Here is a 14422-nt window from a genome sequence, read left to right as displayed (position 1 = left end):
GGCTCCAGCATGCTTCGTGGCTGCCGTGCACGCCGGTCGGAGGGGTGCTGCCACCCGAGGCCCGGGGAGTACGACGTTCGGAGAATCGTGCGCTCTCGTCTCGCACACCTCAGCAGGTCCAAGGCGGTCCTCGCGACCCTCGCAGCAGTGGTCGTGGCCTCCGTCGCCGGCACGACGGTCGGTTACGCCGCGCTCAGCAAGGACGTGACCCTCACGCTCGACGGCCGGACCACGCAGGTCAGCGCCTTCGGCTCGACCGTCGGTGACGTGCTGGCCGCCGAGGGCATCGAGGTGACCGACAAGGACCTGGTCGCGCCCGGGGTCGAGGAGTCCGTCAAGGACGGGTCGGCGATCGCCGTCCAGTTCGGTCGCCCGCTCGAGCTCTCCGTCGACGGCGACACCGACACCTACTGGGTCAACTCCACCAGCGTCGCGAGCGCGCTCGGCGAGATCGGCCGCCGCTTCGACGGCGCCGACCTCTCCGCCAGCCGCAGCTCCTCGATCGGCCGCAGCGGCCTCACGCTCGAGGTGGTGACACCCAAGGTCCTGAAGATCAAGCTCGGTGCCCAGCAGCTCGAGAAGCACGAGGTCGCCGCCACGACCGTCGCCGACGTCCTCGAGTCGATGGACGTCCAGGTCGGCAAGCGCGACAAGGTCTCACCCTCGCTCGACACCGAGATCTCCGACGGCGACAAGGTCGTCGTCACCAAGATCCGCATCCAGAACAAGCGGGTCGAGCGCGAGGTCATCGACGCCCCGGTCATCGAGCGCGAGGACGGCTCGATGTTCGAGGGTGACGAGGAGGTCGTCCAGCAGGGCAAGGACGGCGTCCGCAACGTCACCTACCGCCTGCGCTTCGTCAACGGCGAGCTCAAGGCCCGCAAGGTCGTGCAGGCGTCGGTGAAGGTCAAGCCCGTCCCCACGATCGTCAAGGTCGGCACCAAGGAGGAGCCCACCTCCAACTTCGCCGACGGCAACACCGTCTGGGACGCCCTGGCGCAGTGCGAGTCCGGCGGCAACTGGGCCATCAACACCGGCAACGGCTACTACGGCGGCCTCCAGTTCAACCTCGGCACCTGGCGCGCCTACGGTGGCACCGGCTACCCGCACCAGGCCTCCCGCGAGACCCAGATCGCCGTGGCCACCCGCCTCCGCGACGCTCGCGGCGGCTACGGCGCCTGGCCCGGCTGCGCGGCGAAGCTCGGCCTGCCCCGCTGACCCGCTCCAGGTGGTCCCCGACGTCCTCGTCGGCGTCCGGATGCCGTCCAGGGCGTGCGGGACCAGCCCACTAGGGTGGCGCCCATGACCACGAACCCGGCCGGCCCGAGGCTCCTCGGGCCGGCCGAGGTGCGCCAGCTCGCGGCCGAGCTCGACCTCCGGCCGACCAAGCAGCGCGGCCAGAACTTCGTCATCGACGCCAACACCGTGCGCCGCATCGTGCGCGAGTCCGCGATCACCGGCGACGACGTGGTCGTCGAGGTCGGCCCCGGGCTCGGATCCCTCACGCTCGCGCTGCTCGAGGTCGCCGATCGCGTCATCGCGATCGAGGTCGACCCGCTCCTCGCCGGGCGGCTGCCGGCCACCATCACGTCGTACGCCCCGGGACAGGCCGACCGCTTCGAGGTCGTGCTCGCCGACGCGATGCGCGTCGAGTCGCTGCCGGGCCCGGCCCCCACCGCCCTCGTGGCCAACCTCCCCTACAACGTCTCGGTCCCGGTCCTGATCCACCTGCTCACCCTGCTGCCGTCCCTCGAGCGCGGGCTGGTGATGGTGCAGGCCGAGGTCGCCGACCGGCTCGCGGCGCCGCCCGGGTCGAAGACCTACGGCGTGCCCAGCGTGAAGGCCGCCTGGTTCGCCGACGTACGCCGGGCCGGTGCCATCGGGCGCAACGTCTTCTGGCCCGCCCCCAACGTCGACTCCGGGCTCGTCGCCTGGACCCGCCAGGACCCACCGGACACCACCGCGACCCGCGAGCAGGTCTTCGCCGTGGTGGACGCCGCGTTCGCCCAGCGTCGCAAGCAGGTGAGGGCCGCGCTGCGGGGTCTCGCCGGGTCGGCCGAGGCCGCGACCGCGGCGTTGGAGCACGCGGGAGTCGACCCGACGGCGCGCGGTGAGGTGCTCGCCGTCGAGGACTTCGCGCGGATCGCCGAAGGGCTCTTCGCGTGACCCACGACCTCACGGTGCGGGCGCCGGCCAAGATCAACCTGCACCTCGGCGTCGGCCGCGTGCGCGACGACGGCTTCCACCCGCTCGACACCGTCTACCAGGCGCTCTCCATCTACGACGACCTCTCCGTCGGGTCCGCCGCCGAGGTCCGGCTGAGCATCAGCGTCGCCGACTACATCGACCGTGCCGGAGTGCCCGACGGCGAGGACAACCTCGTCAGCCGGGCGGTCGCGGCGATGGCGCGCCACCACGGCCGCGAGCTGCCCGTCGACCTGGTGCTTGACAAGTCGATCCCGCTCGCCGGGGGCATGGCCGGCGGGTCCGCCGACGCGGCCGCGGCGCTCCTCGCCGTCGACCGCTGGCACGACCTGCGCACCAGCGACGACGCCCTGCTGGCCCTCGCCGCCGGGCTGGGCAGCGACGTGCCGTTCTCGCTGGTCGGCGGTACGGCGCGGGGCGTGGGTCGTGGTGAGGTCGTGGTCCCGGTCGAGGACACCGGGGCCTGGTGGTGGGTGGCGGTCCCGTCGACCGAGGGCCTGTCCACGCCGACGGTCTATCGCCACTTCGACACGATGCGCCCCGACGCCCCCGAGGTGCCGGCCTCTGCCGAGCCACTGCTGGAGGCGCTCGCGAGCGGGGAGCCGGTGCGGCTGGCCCGGGCCCTGCACAACGACCTGCAGGAGCCCGCGATCGACCTGCGACCCGAGCTCGGCGACCTCATCGTGCGCGGGGAGGCCGAGGGTGCGCTGCGCGGCATCGTCAGCGGCTCCGGGCCGACCGTCGTCTTCCTGTGCGACTCCGCCGACGGCGCCACCGCGACGGGGCGGGCGCTCGCCGGCGCCGGCCACGACGTCGTCCTCACCGCCACGGGGCCCGTGGCCGGGGTGCACGTGGTCTCCTGACCCGTCCCGCGGGATGGGGTGCGCACCCGGTGGCATGAAACACCTCGATCGGGGAAGCATGTGGCAGTGTTCGGCGCGACATCCGCGTCGGGGGACGACGTGTCGATCGGGGGATGACGTGGGGGAGGCATCGTGACCGTGTTCCTGGTGCTCGGCGCCGCCGGCGTCGTGCTGCTGATCGTCGCGCTGATCCTCGGTGACGTGCTCGACGGTGCCTTCGAGGGCCTGAGCGCCGGCTTCTTCTCCACCGAGGCGCTGGCCGGCTTCCTCGGCGCGCTCGGCTTCGGCGGCGCCATCGCCCTGTCCGCGACCGGGTCGACGTCGGTCGCCGTCGTCGTCGGACTCGTGCTCGGCGTGCTGCTCGGCTGGCTCGCGGCCCGGGCCTCGAAGTTCCTCCACGGCGACGGCGAGACCGACACCGTCCGCACCTCCGACATGGTCGAGAAGATCGGGTCGGTCGTCAGCGCCATCCCCGAGGGCGGCTTCGGCGTCGTGTCGATCAGCGTCTCGGGACACCTCACCCGGCTCAACGCCCGCTCCAGCGTGGCCGTGCCCGCCGGCACGCAGGTGAGCGTCACCCAGGTCATCTCGCCCACGGCCGTCCAGGTCGAACCACTCTTCCTTCCCTGAACCCGCCCGCCCCACAAGGAGCACTGCCCATGTTCGATCTGTCCCCGGTCGTCACCTCCGTGATCGGCCTCGTCGTCCTGCTGGTGCTCCTCGCGCTGCTGGTCACCACGCGCTACAAGGTGGCCGGGCCCAACGAGTCGTTCATCGTCACCGGCCGCAAGGGCAAGGGAGAGGTACGCAACCCGGAGACGGGCGAGATCTCCACCGACCTGTCGGGCCAGAAGGTTGTCATGGGCGGCGGCGTGTTCGTCATCCCGTTCGTGCAGCGGCTCGCGACGCTCGACCTGTCCTCGCGCCGGATCTCGGTGCAGATCCGCGGCGCGGTCTCCGGTCAGGGCATCAAGCTCAACCTCGACGGCGTCGCCCTGGTCAAGGTCGGCGGCAACGAGGACTCGATCCGCGCGGCCGGTCAGCGGTTCCTGAGCCAGCAGAGCGAGATCGAGACCTTCACCCAGGAGGTCCTCGCCGGTGCGCTCCGCTCGATCGTCGGCTCGATGTCGGTGGAGCAGATCATCCGCGACCGCGCCGCCTTCGCCCAGCGCGTCGCCGAGGAGTCCGAGTCCTCGCTGACCGGGCAGGGCCTGGTGCTCGACACCTTCCAGATCCAGGACATCACCGACGACGGCTCCTACCTCGCCGACCTCGGTCGGCCCGAGGCCGCCAAGCTCAACCAGCTCGCCTCCATCGCCGAGGCCAACGCCCGCCAGGCCGCCGAGCAGGCTCGCATCGCCGCCGAGCAGGAGATCGCCGTCACCCAGCGCGCGCTGGCGCTCAAGAACGCCGAGATCAAGGCCGAGACCGACGCCGCCAACGCGCAGGCCGCGGCCTCCGGGCCGCTCGCCCAGGCCGACCGCGACCAGGCCGTCCTCCTCGAGCAGGAGAAGGTCGCCGTCCGCCAGGCCGCGCTCAAGGAGCGCCAGCTCGACACCGAGGTCCGCAAGCCGGCCGACGCCGAGCGCTACCGCGTCGAGACCGAGGCCCAGGGCCGCCGCAGCTCGGAGATCCTCGAGGCCGAGGCCCGCAAGGCCTCCTCCATCGCCAACGCCGAGGCGGAGGCCGAGAAGGCGCGCCTGACCGGTGAGGGTGAGAAGTCCCGCCGCTCCGCGCTCGCCGAGGCCGAGGCCATCGAGGGCGCGAAGCGCGGTGAGGCCGAGAAGGCCCGCCGTGTCGCGGAGGCCGACGCGCTCCGTGCCGAGGGTGAGGCGCAGGCCGCCGCGATCCTGGCCGCCGGCCAGGCCGAGGCCGAGGCGATGGACAAGAAGGCTGCGGCCTTCGCGGGCTACAACGAGGCCGCCGTGCTGCAGATGCTCATCGAGGTGATGCCCAAGGTGGCCGCCGAGCTCGCCCGCCCGATGGGCAGCATCGACAAGCTGACCGTGATCTCGGCCGACGGTGCCGGCGAGCTGCCCAAGCAGGTCACCAACAACATGGTCCAGACGATGGAGCTGCTCAAGACCACGACCGGCCTCGACGTCGAGACGCTGATCAAGAAGTACTCCGGCACCACCGGCACCGCGGCGCTCGACGCCAGCACGCCGGCCCCGGCCGAGGAGCAGCCGCTCAGCTGAGTCGTCGTACGAGCGGTGAGTGAGCCACGTTCCGAGGGCTCGGAACGTGTCTCACTCACCGCCACGCCATCCCTCCGAGCCCTGGCGGTGAGTGACGCAGGTTTCGCGCGGCCGGAACGTGTCTCACGCACCGCTCACGGGCACGACGTACGCCGACACGCGACCGCTGGGGCGCACCTGAGAGGATCGGCCGGTCATGGCGAACCTCATCAACCTCGAGCGGGTCTCGAAGTCCTACGGCGTTCGACCGCTGCTCGACGACGTCTCCCTCGGCATCGCGGTCGGCGAGCGGGTCGGGATCGTCGGGCGCAACGGCGACGGCAAGACCACGCTGCTCGAGGTGATGACCGGCATCGAGCAGCCCGACGCCGGCCGCGTCTCGCGCACCCGCGGCATCGAGATCGGCTACCTCCACCAGGGCGACGAGCTGGTCGACAGCCACACGGTCCGCGAGGCCGTGCTCGGAGGCCGGCAGGACCACGAGTGGGCGGCCGACCCGACCACCCGCCAGGTCGTCGAGGAGCTGCTCGCCGGGGTCGCCCTCGACCGGGCGGTCGTCGGGCTCTCCGGTGGCGAGCGGCGCCGCTGTGCCCTCGCCGCGCTGCTCCTCTCGCGCCACGACCTGGTGATCCTCGACGAGCCGACCAACCACCTCGACGTCGAGGCCGTCGCCTGGCTCGCCTCGCACCTGGTCGCGCTGCCGAGCGCGCTGATCGTGGTCACCCACGACCGGTGGTTCCTGGACGCGGTCTGCCAGACCACGTGGGAGGTGCACGACGGTGCGGTCGACTCCTACGAGGGCGGCTACGCGGCGTTCGTGCTGGCGAAGGCCGAGCGGCAGCGCCAGGCCAGCGCCAGCGAGACGCGGCGGCAGAACCTCGCCCGCAAGGAGCTGGCGTGGCTGCGGCGCGGTCCGCCGGCGCGTACGTCGAAGCCGAAGTTCCGCATCGACGCGGCCAACGCCCTCATCGACGACGTACCCCCGCCGCGCGACCGGATGGAGCTCCAGCGCTTCGCCAGCCAGCGTCTCGGCAAGGACGTCATCGACATCGAGGACGTCGACCTCGCGCGCGGCGAGCGGGTGCTGCTCGACCACGCGACGTGGCGGATCGGTCCGGGCGACCGCGTCGGGATCGTCGGCGTCAACGGTGCCGGCAAGACCTCGTTGCTGTCGTTGATCGCCGGCACGCTGGCGCCCGACGTCGGTCGGGTCAAGCAGGGGCGGACCGTCGAGATGCAGCACCTCACGCAGGCGCTCGACGAGATCGACCCGCTCGCCCGGGTGCTGCCGACGGTCGAGTCGATCCGGCGGGTGACCAAGACGCTCGACGGCCAGGAGCTGACCGCCACCTCGATGCTGGAGCGGTTCGGCTTCACCGGCGACCGGCTCACCGCGCGGCTGGGGGACCTGTCCGGTGGCGAGCGGCGACGGTTCCAGCTGCTGAAGCTGCTCCTCCTCGAGCCCAACGTGCTGCTCCTCGACGAGCCCACCAACGATCTCGACATCGACACCCTCACCGTGCTCGAGGACTTCCTGGACTCGTGGCCCGGCACGCTGATCGTGGTCTCGCACGACCGCTACTTCCTCGAGCGGGTCACCGACTCCGTGTGGGCGCTGCTCGGCGACGGCCAGGTCTCGATGCTGCCGCGGGGTGTGGACGAGTACCTCGAGAGGAGGTCGGCGTCCGCCGCCTCCGGATCGCTCGGTGCCGGTCCGTCATCCGGATCGTCACCCATCAGCTCGGCTTCGCATGACGCACCCTCGGCCGCGGTAGATCCGTCATCCCCGTCGGCACCGATGGCGTCGGCTCCGGTTGACGGACCGGGCGCCGGGGGAGGGCCGCCCAAGGCCCGCCCCGGATCCGCGGAGGACCGCGCCGCCCGCAAGGTGCTGGCCCGGGTGGAGAAGCAGCTCGAGCGCATCGCCACCCGTGAGGCCGAGCTGCAGGCCGAGATGGAGGCCAACCTCACCGACTACGACCTGCTCGCGCGAGTCGGCGGCCAGCTCGGTGAGCTCGCCGCCGAGAAGGACGACCTCGAGCTGGAGTGGCTGGAGGCGTCCGAGCTCGTCGAGTAGGTCCCTCGCAGGGTCCCCGCCCGTGCGGGGGTTCCGTCACCTGGAGGCGGTGGCAACCCCCACCAGGTGTCGGTTTCGCCCACCCACCTCAGCTGAAGGGCGCGAGCAGCGAGCGGAGCAGCCCGGCCAGCTGGGTGCGCTGCCGGTCCGGGAGGTCGGCGAGCAGGTCGGCCTCGGCCGCGAGCAGGGCCTCGAACGCCCCGTCGACGGCGGCCTTGCCCTCGACGGTGAGGCGGACGAGCACGCCGCGGCGGTCGTGCGGGTCGGGCAGCCGCTCGACCAGGCCCCGACCGGTGAGCCGGTCGACCCGGTTGGTCATCGTCCCGCTGGTCACGAGGGTCTCGCGGAGCAACCGGCCAGGGGAGAGCTCGTAGGGCTGTCCTGCGCGGCGCAGCGCAGCCAGCACGTCGAACTCCCACGACTCGATGCCGTGCGCGGTGAAGGCGTCGCGGCGGGCGAGGTCGAGGTGGCGGGCCAGTCGGCTGATGCGTGAGAAGACCTCGACCGGAGCCAGGTCCAGGTCGCCGCGCTGACGGCCCCAGGCCTCGACCAGGTCGTCCACCTCGTCACGCATGGCGTCATCCTGCCAGACGACGACCCCGGTCGAGAATCTTGACATCAAGATGAAAGGGGGGCAGGGTGGGAAATGTCTCGACATCAAGATAAATCGTCCGGTAGTCCCCTACGTTTTCGGCAGCGCCAGAACGTAGGGGACTACCCGCCGAGCCGGAGGAGCCGAATCCGATGACCAGCAGCCACACCCCCCACGCCTGGGACCCCGAGCGCTACCTGGCGTACGCCGACGAGCGCGGGCGGCCGTTCGTCGACCTGGTCGCCCGGATCGAGGCCGCCGCGCCCGCGCGGGTGGTCGACCTCGGGTGCGGCCCGGGCAACCTCACGACCCTGCTCAAGGAGCGGTGGCCCGACGCCGACGTCGCGGGCGTCGACAGCAGCCCCGAGATGATCGAGAGGGCCAGTGCCATCGACGGCATCGCCTGGGAGGTCGGCGACCTGCGTGCCTGGGCCACCCCGGACCCGCTCGCCCTGCCCGCGCGCGTCGACGTGCTCGTCTCGAACGCCACCCTCCAGTGGGTGCCCGAGCACCTCGAGCTGCTGCCCGGCCTCCTCGACCGCGTCGCCCCCGGCGGCTGGTTCGCCTTCCAGGTCCCCGGCAACTTCGACGAGCCGAGCCACACCCTGCGCACCGGGCTCGCGGCGCAGGAGCCGTACGCCGAGCACGCCCGCGACGCCCGCGTGCCGAGCAGCCACGGCCCCGCCGACTACGCGCGAGTGCTGCTCGACCTCGGCTGCGAGGTCGACGCGTGGGAGACGACCTACCTCCACGTGCTCACTGGCGACGACCCGGTCTTCGCCTGGGTCTCCGGCACCGGCGCGCGCCCGACGTTGCAGGCGCTGCCCGACGACCTGCGCCCGCGGTTCGAGGAGGAGTTCAAGGCGTCCCTGCGCGAGGCCTACCCCGCCGACGCCGCCGGCCGCGTGGTCCTCCCGTTCCGCCGGATCTTCGTCGTCGCGCGCAAGGGGGCGTGATGCGCCTCCACCACGTCCAGGTCGCCTGCCCGCCCGGCGGCGAGGACGTCGCGCGCCGGTTCTACGCCGACGGGCTCGGCATGACCGAGGTCGACAAGCCCGCCGACCTCGTCGCCCGCGGCGGTTGCTGGTTCCGGGCGTACGACGACTCGGGTGCCGTCGGCGCCGAGCTGCACGTCGGCGTCGAGGACCCGTTCGCGCCGGCCCGCAAGGCGCACCCCGCCTTCGTGGTCGAGCGGCTCGAGGAGACCGCCGATCGTCTGCGCGGGCTCGGCTTCGAGGTCGACGACAGCCAGCGCGACACGTTCCCGGGGTTCGTCCGGTTCCACACCTTCGACGGCCACGGCAACCGGGTCGAGGTCCTGGCCGACATCTGAGGACGTCATGGACGAGATCGCAGGCAGATCACCTCCGTCACGTCCTCAGATAACGAGGTGCGGGAAAGCACGGGCAGCGGCGAGGATCACGGCATGCGCCTGCTGCTGATCCTCGGACCGCCGGCCGTCGGCAAGATGACCGTCGGCCGCGCCGTCGCGGAGCGGTCGTCGTACCGGCTCTTCCACAACCACCACTCGATCGAGATGCTGCTCGACGTCTTCGACTACGGCACGCCGCCCTTCCGGACCCTCAACACCGAGATCCGCACCCGGGTCATCGAGGAGGCCGCCGCCTCAGGGGCCGACCTGGTCTTCACTTTCGTGATGGGGATGGACGAGGACGACGAGGCCGCCTACCTCGAGCGCCTCGCCGCGCCGTACGGCGACCGGGTCGCGGTGGTCGAGCTGGTCGCCGACCTCGACACCCGGCTGGTCCGCAACCGCACCGAGCACCGGCTGGCGGAGAAGAGGTCCAAGCGCGACGTCGAGTGGTCGGACGCCAACGTCCGCGAGCTGGAGGCCGACTACCGGATGACCTCCGAGCCCGGCCGGGACGCCCCCGGGGAGCGGCTGCTCGCGCGATGGCCGCACCTGGTCGTGGACAACACCGACCTCGACGCCGAGGAGGTGGCGGACCGCATCGGCCGCTGGTTGGTTACTCTCGGGTAACCTTCCGGCATGCCTGCCGTCCTCGATCTCTGGAAGAAGGCCTCCGCCCTCCCGCTGGGTGACCGGGTCTTCTCGATCGCCTTCAGCCGGAAGGCGCCCTACTTCGCCAGCATCCGCCCGCGGTTCACCGTCGTCGAGCCGAACCGTGCCGAGCTGGTGATCCGCAAGCGGCGCCGGGTGCACAACCACCTCGGCACCGTCCACGCGATCGCGGTGTGCAACGGTCTCGAGGCGGCGATGGGCGCGCTCGCCGAGTCGAGCGTCCCGCGCGAGCGGCGCTGGATCCCGAAGGGCATGGAGGTGGCCTACACGGCCAAGGCCGACTCCGACATCACGTGCATCGCCGAGACCGACCCCGCACAGTGGACGTCCGACGACCCCGAGCTGCCGGTGCGCGTGCGAGGGGTGCGAATCGACGGCACGGTCGTCGTCGAGGGCGTCATCCGCCTCCACGTGACGGAGCGGCCGACGACCTAGACCGCCCCGGTGCTGCGCTCGGACTGGGCCTCGCCGACCATCGCCACCTGGAGCTGCTTCCTCTCGCCCACGAACCGCTTCTGCACGAACGTCGCGACCGCAGTGAGGAGTAGGTTGATCGCGATGTAGATGGCGGCGAGCACGAGGTAGACCGGGACGTGGTTCTGGAACTCGAGGTAGAGCGGGCGCGCCACCGCGGTCAGGCCGGGCGCCGCGATCGCGTAGCCGAGGCTGGTGTCCTTCAGCGTCACGACCATCTGGCTGATGATGGCCGGGATCATGATCTTGACCGCCTGCGGCAGCAGGATGATCCACACGACCTGGCTCTTGCGCATGCCGATGGCGTACGCCGCCTCCGCCTGCCCCTTCGGCACCGCGAGGATGCCGGCGCGGAAGACCTCGGCGAGGACGGCGCCGTTGTAGAGGCTCAGCGCCCACACCACGCACCAGAACGGGCCGGACGTGCCGTGGTAGATGCCGTAGATCGAGAAGAAGAAGATCATCAGCATCAGCACCGGGATGGCGCGGAAGAGCTCGACGATCGCCCAGCACGGGCGACGTACCCACTGGTGCTCGGAGATCTTGCCGATGCCCAGGACCAGGCCCAGGACGATCGCGCCGAGGATGCCGCAGGCGGCCATCTTCAGCGTCGGGACGACGCCCTTGAAGAAGATGAAGTCGAGGTAGCGCGGGGTCGTGAAGACCTCCCACTTGTCGCCGGCGAACTGGTTGCGGTCGGCCAGGCGCATCACCACGAGCGCCAGCAGCGCCAGCAGCACCAGCACGGTCACGACGGTGTAGACGCGGTGGCGCCGGACGGTCTTCGGGCCGGGGGCGTCGAACAGCACGCTGGTAGCCATCAGGCGATCCTCCATCGACGCTCGAACCGGCTGCTGATGAAGGACAGCAGCTCCACCAGGATCACGAAGATGCCCGCGAAGGCGACCAGCAGCCACCAGCGGTCACCGGGGTTGGCGTCCAGCAGCTGCTTGAGGGCGTACGCCGCCTCCAGCACGAGGACGCTCAGCGCGACCGTCGTGTTCTTGAGCAGCGCGATCTGGGTGCTCGCCAGGGGCGGCAGCCCGGCCCGGATGGCCTGGGGGAGCACCACGTGGCGCATCACCCCGCCGAAGGGGAGGCCGATCGCCCGGGCGGCCTCGGCCTGGCCGAGCGGCACGGCGTTGACGCCGGAGCGCAGCGCCTCGCAGACGAAGCAGGCGGTGTAGAGGGTGAGGCCGACGACGGCGCCGGCGAAGGCGTTGGTCATCCGGATGTCGCCCCAGCCGGTGGGGATGACGATCCTCACGAACTGGAAGTTGACGCCGATCTTGGGTGCGGCGATCGAGAAGAACAGCAGGATCAGCAGCAGCGGGGTGTTGCGCACGACGGTCACGTAGACCGCCGCCGTGCGCCGCATGACCGCGACCGGGCCGACGCGCATCGCCACGAGCAGGGTGCCGAGGAGGAGCGAGCCGATCGAGGCGAAGAGGAAGAGCAGGATGGTGGTGGCGAAGCTGATGGCGATCAGCTGGTAGTTGTCAGCGATGGCGTCCATGCGGCTCCTCTCGGGTGGTCGGCACGCGATGTCTCGGGTGGTGCGGGTGTCTCGGGCGGTGCTGCGCAGTCCGCCGGGGCGAGGCTGGTGCCTCGCCCCGGCGGGTCACTGCGTGGTGCGGTGGCTCAGGCGCAGGCGTCGAGCTCCGGGGGCTCCGGCGTGTCGCTGCCGGAGGCACCGAGGGTCGACTCGAACGATTCGGCCCACGTGCCGTCGTCGAACGACTTCTGGAGCACGTCGCTGATCCACTGGCACATCTCCGGGGCGTCGGGGCTGTAGCCGATGCCGATGCGCTCCTCGGAGAACTCGTCGCCGACGACCTTCAGCTCGCCGTCGTACTGGGCGGCGAGGCCCAGCAGGATCGAGCCGTCGGTCGACATGGCCGGCACGGAGCCGTCCGAGACCTGCTCGGCGCAGATGCTGTAGGTGTCGGCCGGGACGCCGACGGCACCTGCCTTGTTGACGTTCTCCAGGGAGGTCGAGCCCGACGCGGAGCAGACCTCCTCGCCCTTGAGGTCGTCGATCGACTCCACGTCGCTGTCGCTCTTCACCAGGACCTGCTGGCCGGTGATGAAGTAGGGGCCCGCCTGGCCGACCAGCGCGCGGCGCTCGTCGGTGATGGAGTACGACGCCGCGACCAGGTCGACGCGACCGGTCTCGAGGTAGGGCTCGCGGTTGTCGGAGATGGTCTCCTCGTAGTTGACCGCGTCGGTGTCGTTGGGGTCGATGCAGAGGTCGGCGACGAGCAGCTTGGCCATCTCGACGTCGAAGCCCGACGGCATGTCGTCTGTGCCGCCCTTGAAGCCGAGCCCGGGCTGGTCGAAGCGGACGCCCACGTTGATCTTGCCGGCGTCGGCCAGCTCGGCCATGCGCGAGCCGTCCTCGAACTTGCCGTCGCAGTCGCTGGCGGCCTCGACGTCGGAGCCGCCGCCGCTCGCCTCGTCGTTGCCGGCGTCACCGCAGGCGGCGAGTGACAGGGCCAGTCCCGCCGTCGCGATGACCGCCTTGGTCCTGATGAATCTCATCCTTGCTCTCCTTCGTTGGACGACCCGAGGCCGTCATGGGGGTGTCTGGGGATGGTCAGTGCTTGAGGATCTTGCCGAGGAAGTCCTTGGCCCGGTCCGAGCTGGGGTTGGTGAAGAACTCCTCCGGGGTGTTCTCCTCGACGATCGCTCCGTCGGCCATGAACACCACGCGGTGGGCGGCCGTGCGGGCGAAGCCCATCTCGTGCGTCACCACGACCATGGTCATGCCCTGCTCGGCGAGGGAGACCATGACGTCGAGGACCTCCTTGATCATCTCCGGGTCGAGCGCGGAGGTGGGCTCGTCGAAGAGCATCACCTTCGGCTCCATGGCCAGGGCGCGGGCGATGGCCACACGCTGCTGCTGGCCGCCGGAGAGCTGGGCGGGGTACTTGTCGGCCTGATGGCCCACGCCGACGCGGTCGAGGAGCTCGCGCGCCTTCTTCTCCGCCTCGGCCCTGCCGACACCGCGGACCTTGATCGGGCCGAGGGTGACGTTCTCCAGGATCGTCTTGTGGGCGAAGAGGTTGAAGCTCTGGAAGACCATGCCGACCTCGGCGCGGAGCGAGGCGAGCGCCTTGCCCTCCTGCGGCAGCGGCTGGCCGTCGAGGGTGATCGAGCCCTCGTCGATGGTCTCGAGGCGGTTGATCGTGCGGCACAGCGTCGACTTGCCCGACCCGGACGGGCCGATCACCACCACGACCTCGCCGCGCTTGACGGTGAGCTCGATGTCCTTGAGGGCGTGCAGTGCTCCGAAGTGCTTCTGGACGCCGTCCAGCACGACGAGGGGTTCGCCCCGGCCGGCGCTGACGGGGGCCGTTTCCTGCGCGGTCATAGGCGCAACCTATCCGCAGGTGGTCCCCTCGAGCCATGGAGCCTGGCCCCCATGGGCTATTACAAAGTGGTGACGATCTGGGCCTGGGGGTCCCAGCGCCGCAGCGAGGTGACGCTCACCACCACGTCCTCGTGGCCGACCACCTCGAGCGCCCGGCCCACGTCCTCACGCGGGAGCCGTCGCGCGAGCGTGAGGTGCGGCAGCCAGCCGAGGTGCTGCGCGTCGGGCAGCCCGGAGCGGAGCTCGAGCACGGCTCGCACCAGCTCGTCGGGCACGTCGAGCAGCCGCACGAGCGACACCTTCGCGCCACCGAGCAGCGCGAGCCCGGAGGCGCGGAGCTCGACCGGCAGCAGCGGCTCGAGCAGTCCCGCCGCCCGTCGCTCGTCGTCCCGGCTCAGCGCCGGAGCGGCGACCACGGTGACGTGCGGGCTGTTGGTGGCGCCGCGGTGGTCGAGCTGGGAGGGGAGGCCGGCGTCTCGCAGCGCCTGCCAGTCGCGGCGTACGACGTCGCAGCCGGCCTCGTCGGGCAACAGCTCGAGGGCGTGCATGCGGGGCATGCCGCGAGCCTAGGCTCCGCTCGGGCGCCGCGCGGGTCG

The 14422-nt window shown here is 71.3% G+C and carries 16 protein-coding genes; 10 read left to right on the top strand and 6 right to left on the bottom strand.

Annotated features, from left to right (window positions below):
- Positions 1-87 precede the first annotated feature (87 nt).
- The 6 genes from IEZ25_RS12260 (at position 88) to IEZ25_RS12235 (ending at position 7343) form a co-directional block, all read left to right on the top strand.
- On the top strand, positions 88-1218 hold the full coding sequence (locus IEZ25_RS12260) for a transglycosylase family protein (protein WP_318152195.1): 1131 nt from the start codon (positions 88-90) through the stop codon (positions 1216-1218).
- Positions 1219-1302: 84 nt separating this feature from the next.
- Complete coding sequence (rsmA, locus tag IEZ25_RS12255; protein WP_191199696.1) at positions 1303-2166, top strand: 16S rRNA (adenine(1518)-N(6)/adenine(1519)-N(6))-dimethyltransferase RsmA; 864 nt, start codon at positions 1303-1305, stop codon at positions 2164-2166.
- Entirely contained in the window at positions 2163-3068 is a 906-nt protein-coding gene (locus tag IEZ25_RS12250; RefSeq protein WP_191199695.1) for a 4-(cytidine 5'-diphospho)-2-C-methyl-D-erythritol kinase, read from the top strand. Before rsmA ends, IEZ25_RS12250 begins: the two co-directional genes overlap by 4 nt.
- Positions 3069-3200: 132 nt before the next feature.
- Positions 3201-3698 carry a hypothetical protein gene (locus tag IEZ25_RS12245; protein WP_191199694.1) on the top strand — a complete coding sequence of 166 codons (498 nt, stop codon included), beginning with the start codon at positions 3201-3203 and terminating at the stop codon, positions 3696-3698.
- 29 nt (positions 3699-3727) lie between these two features.
- A complete protein-coding gene (locus tag IEZ25_RS12240; protein WP_191199693.1) occupies positions 3728-5266 on the top strand; it encodes a flotillin family protein in 1539 nt (512 codons plus the stop codon).
- Positions 5267-5462: 196 nt separating this feature from the next.
- Complete coding sequence (locus IEZ25_RS12235; RefSeq protein WP_191199692.1) at positions 5463-7343, top strand: ABC-F family ATP-binding cassette domain-containing protein; 1881 nt, start codon at positions 5463-5465, stop codon at positions 7341-7343.
- 88 nt (positions 7344-7431) lie between these two features.
- On the opposite strand, the gene IEZ25_RS12230 is transcribed toward IEZ25_RS12235, so the two are convergent.
- Positions 7432-7917, bottom strand: a complete 486-nt coding sequence (locus IEZ25_RS12230) for a MarR family winged helix-turn-helix transcriptional regulator (RefSeq protein ID WP_191199691.1) — start codon at positions 7915-7917, stop codon at positions 7432-7434.
- Between the two features lie 170 nt (positions 7918-8087).
- Between IEZ25_RS12230 and IEZ25_RS12225 the strand changes: the two genes are divergently transcribed.
- The 4 genes from IEZ25_RS12225 (at position 8088) to IEZ25_RS12210 (ending at position 10414) form a co-directional block, all read left to right on the top strand.
- Positions 8088-8891 carry a trans-aconitate 2-methyltransferase gene (locus tag IEZ25_RS12225; RefSeq protein ID WP_191199690.1) on the top strand — a complete coding sequence of 268 codons (804 nt, stop codon included), beginning with the start codon at positions 8088-8090 and terminating at the stop codon, positions 8889-8891.
- Positions 8891-9268 (top strand): VOC family protein, encoded by a 378-nt coding sequence (locus IEZ25_RS12220; protein ID WP_191199689.1) that lies wholly within the window; start codon positions 8891-8893, stop codon positions 9266-9268. Before IEZ25_RS12225 ends, IEZ25_RS12220 begins: the two co-directional genes overlap by 1 nt.
- A 93-nt stretch (positions 9269-9361) precedes the next feature.
- Positions 9362-9937 carry an ATP-binding protein gene (locus IEZ25_RS12215; RefSeq protein ID WP_191199688.1) on the top strand — a complete coding sequence of 192 codons (576 nt, stop codon included), beginning with the start codon at positions 9362-9364 and terminating at the stop codon, positions 9935-9937.
- Positions 9938-9946: 9 nt separating this feature from the next.
- Positions 9947-10414, top strand: coding sequence for a hotdog fold domain-containing protein (locus tag IEZ25_RS12210; protein WP_191199687.1), 468 nt, complete (start codon positions 9947-9949; stop codon positions 10412-10414).
- On the opposite strand, the gene IEZ25_RS12205 is transcribed toward IEZ25_RS12210, so the two are convergent.
- The 5 genes from IEZ25_RS12205 to IEZ25_RS12185 all read right to left on the bottom strand — a co-directional run bounded on the left by IEZ25_RS12205 (position 10411) and on the right by IEZ25_RS12185 (position 14383).
- On the bottom strand, positions 10411-11274 hold the full coding sequence (locus IEZ25_RS12205; protein WP_191199686.1) for an amino acid ABC transporter permease: 864 nt from the start codon (positions 11272-11274) through the stop codon (positions 10411-10413). The two genes, IEZ25_RS12210 and IEZ25_RS12205, sit on opposite strands and share 4 nt — an antisense overlap.
- Positions 11274-11969 (bottom strand): amino acid ABC transporter permease, encoded by a 696-nt coding sequence (locus tag IEZ25_RS12200; protein ID WP_191199685.1) that lies wholly within the window; start codon positions 11967-11969, stop codon positions 11274-11276. Before IEZ25_RS12200 ends, IEZ25_RS12205 begins: the two co-directional genes overlap by 1 nt.
- 125 nt (positions 11970-12094) lie before the next feature.
- Positions 12095-12994: a transporter substrate-binding domain-containing protein gene (locus IEZ25_RS12195; RefSeq protein ID WP_191199684.1), complete on the bottom strand. Its 900-nt coding sequence runs from the start codon at positions 12992-12994 to the stop codon at positions 12095-12097.
- Positions 12995-13049: 55 nt separating this feature from the next.
- Positions 13050-13826 carry an amino acid ABC transporter ATP-binding protein gene (locus IEZ25_RS12190; protein ID WP_191199683.1) on the bottom strand — a complete coding sequence of 259 codons (777 nt, stop codon included), beginning with the start codon at positions 13824-13826 and terminating at the stop codon, positions 13050-13052.
- Positions 13827-13885: 59 nt separating this feature from the next.
- On the bottom strand, positions 13886-14383 hold the full coding sequence (locus IEZ25_RS12185) for a 2'-5' RNA ligase family protein (RefSeq protein WP_191199682.1): 498 nt from the start codon (positions 14381-14383) through the stop codon (positions 13886-13888).
- Between the last annotated feature and the right edge of the window lie 39 nt (positions 14384-14422).

Origin of the sequence: Nocardioides hwasunensis, from assembly GCF_014779665.1 — a bacterium.
Taxonomy (GTDB): domain Bacteria; phylum Actinomycetota; class Actinomycetes; order Propionibacteriales; family Nocardioidaceae; genus Nocardioides; species Nocardioides hwasunensis.
This window is presented reverse-complemented; position numbering and strand designations above follow the sequence as displayed.

Coding starts and splice junctions, on each gene's coding strand:
- IEZ25_RS12185 (WP_191199682.1), bottom strand. CDS start 14,383: ATGCCCCGCATGCACGCCCTCGAGCTGTTGCCCGACGAGGCCGGCTGC.
- IEZ25_RS12190 (WP_191199683.1), bottom strand. CDS start 13,826: ATGACCGCGCAGGAAACGGCCCCCGTCAGCGCCGGCCGGGGCGAACCC.
- IEZ25_RS12210 (WP_191199687.1), top strand. CDS start 9,947: ATGCCTGCCGTCCTCGATCTCTGGAAGAAGGCCTCCGCCCTCCCGCTG.
- IEZ25_RS12200 (WP_191199685.1), bottom strand. CDS start 11,969: ATGGACGCCATCGCTGACAACTACCAGCTGATCGCCATCAGCTTCGCC.
- rsmA (WP_191199696.1), top strand. CDS start 1,303: ATGACCACGAACCCGGCCGGCCCGAGGCTCCTCGGGCCGGCCGAGGTG.
- IEZ25_RS12205 (WP_191199686.1), bottom strand. CDS start 11,274: ATGGCTACCAGCGTGCTGTTCGACGCCCCCGGCCCGAAGACCGTCCGG.
- IEZ25_RS12235 (WP_191199692.1), top strand. CDS start 5,463: ATGGCGAACCTCATCAACCTCGAGCGGGTCTCGAAGTCCTACGGCGTT.
- IEZ25_RS12230 (WP_191199691.1), bottom strand. CDS start 7,917: ATGCGTGACGAGGTGGACGACCTGGTCGAGGCCTGGGGCCGTCAGCGC.
- IEZ25_RS12220 (WP_191199689.1), top strand. CDS start 8,891: ATGCGCCTCCACCACGTCCAGGTCGCCTGCCCGCCCGGCGGCGAGGAC.
- IEZ25_RS12225 (WP_191199690.1), top strand. CDS start 8,088: ATGACCAGCAGCCACACCCCCCACGCCTGGGACCCCGAGCGCTACCTG.
- IEZ25_RS12195 (WP_191199684.1), bottom strand. CDS start 12,994: ATGAGATTCATCAGGACCAAGGCGGTCATCGCGACGGCGGGACTGGCC.
- IEZ25_RS12215 (WP_191199688.1), top strand. CDS start 9,362: ATGCGCCTGCTGCTGATCCTCGGACCGCCGGCCGTCGGCAAGATGACC.
- IEZ25_RS12240 (WP_191199693.1), top strand. CDS start 3,728: ATGTTCGATCTGTCCCCGGTCGTCACCTCCGTGATCGGCCTCGTCGTC.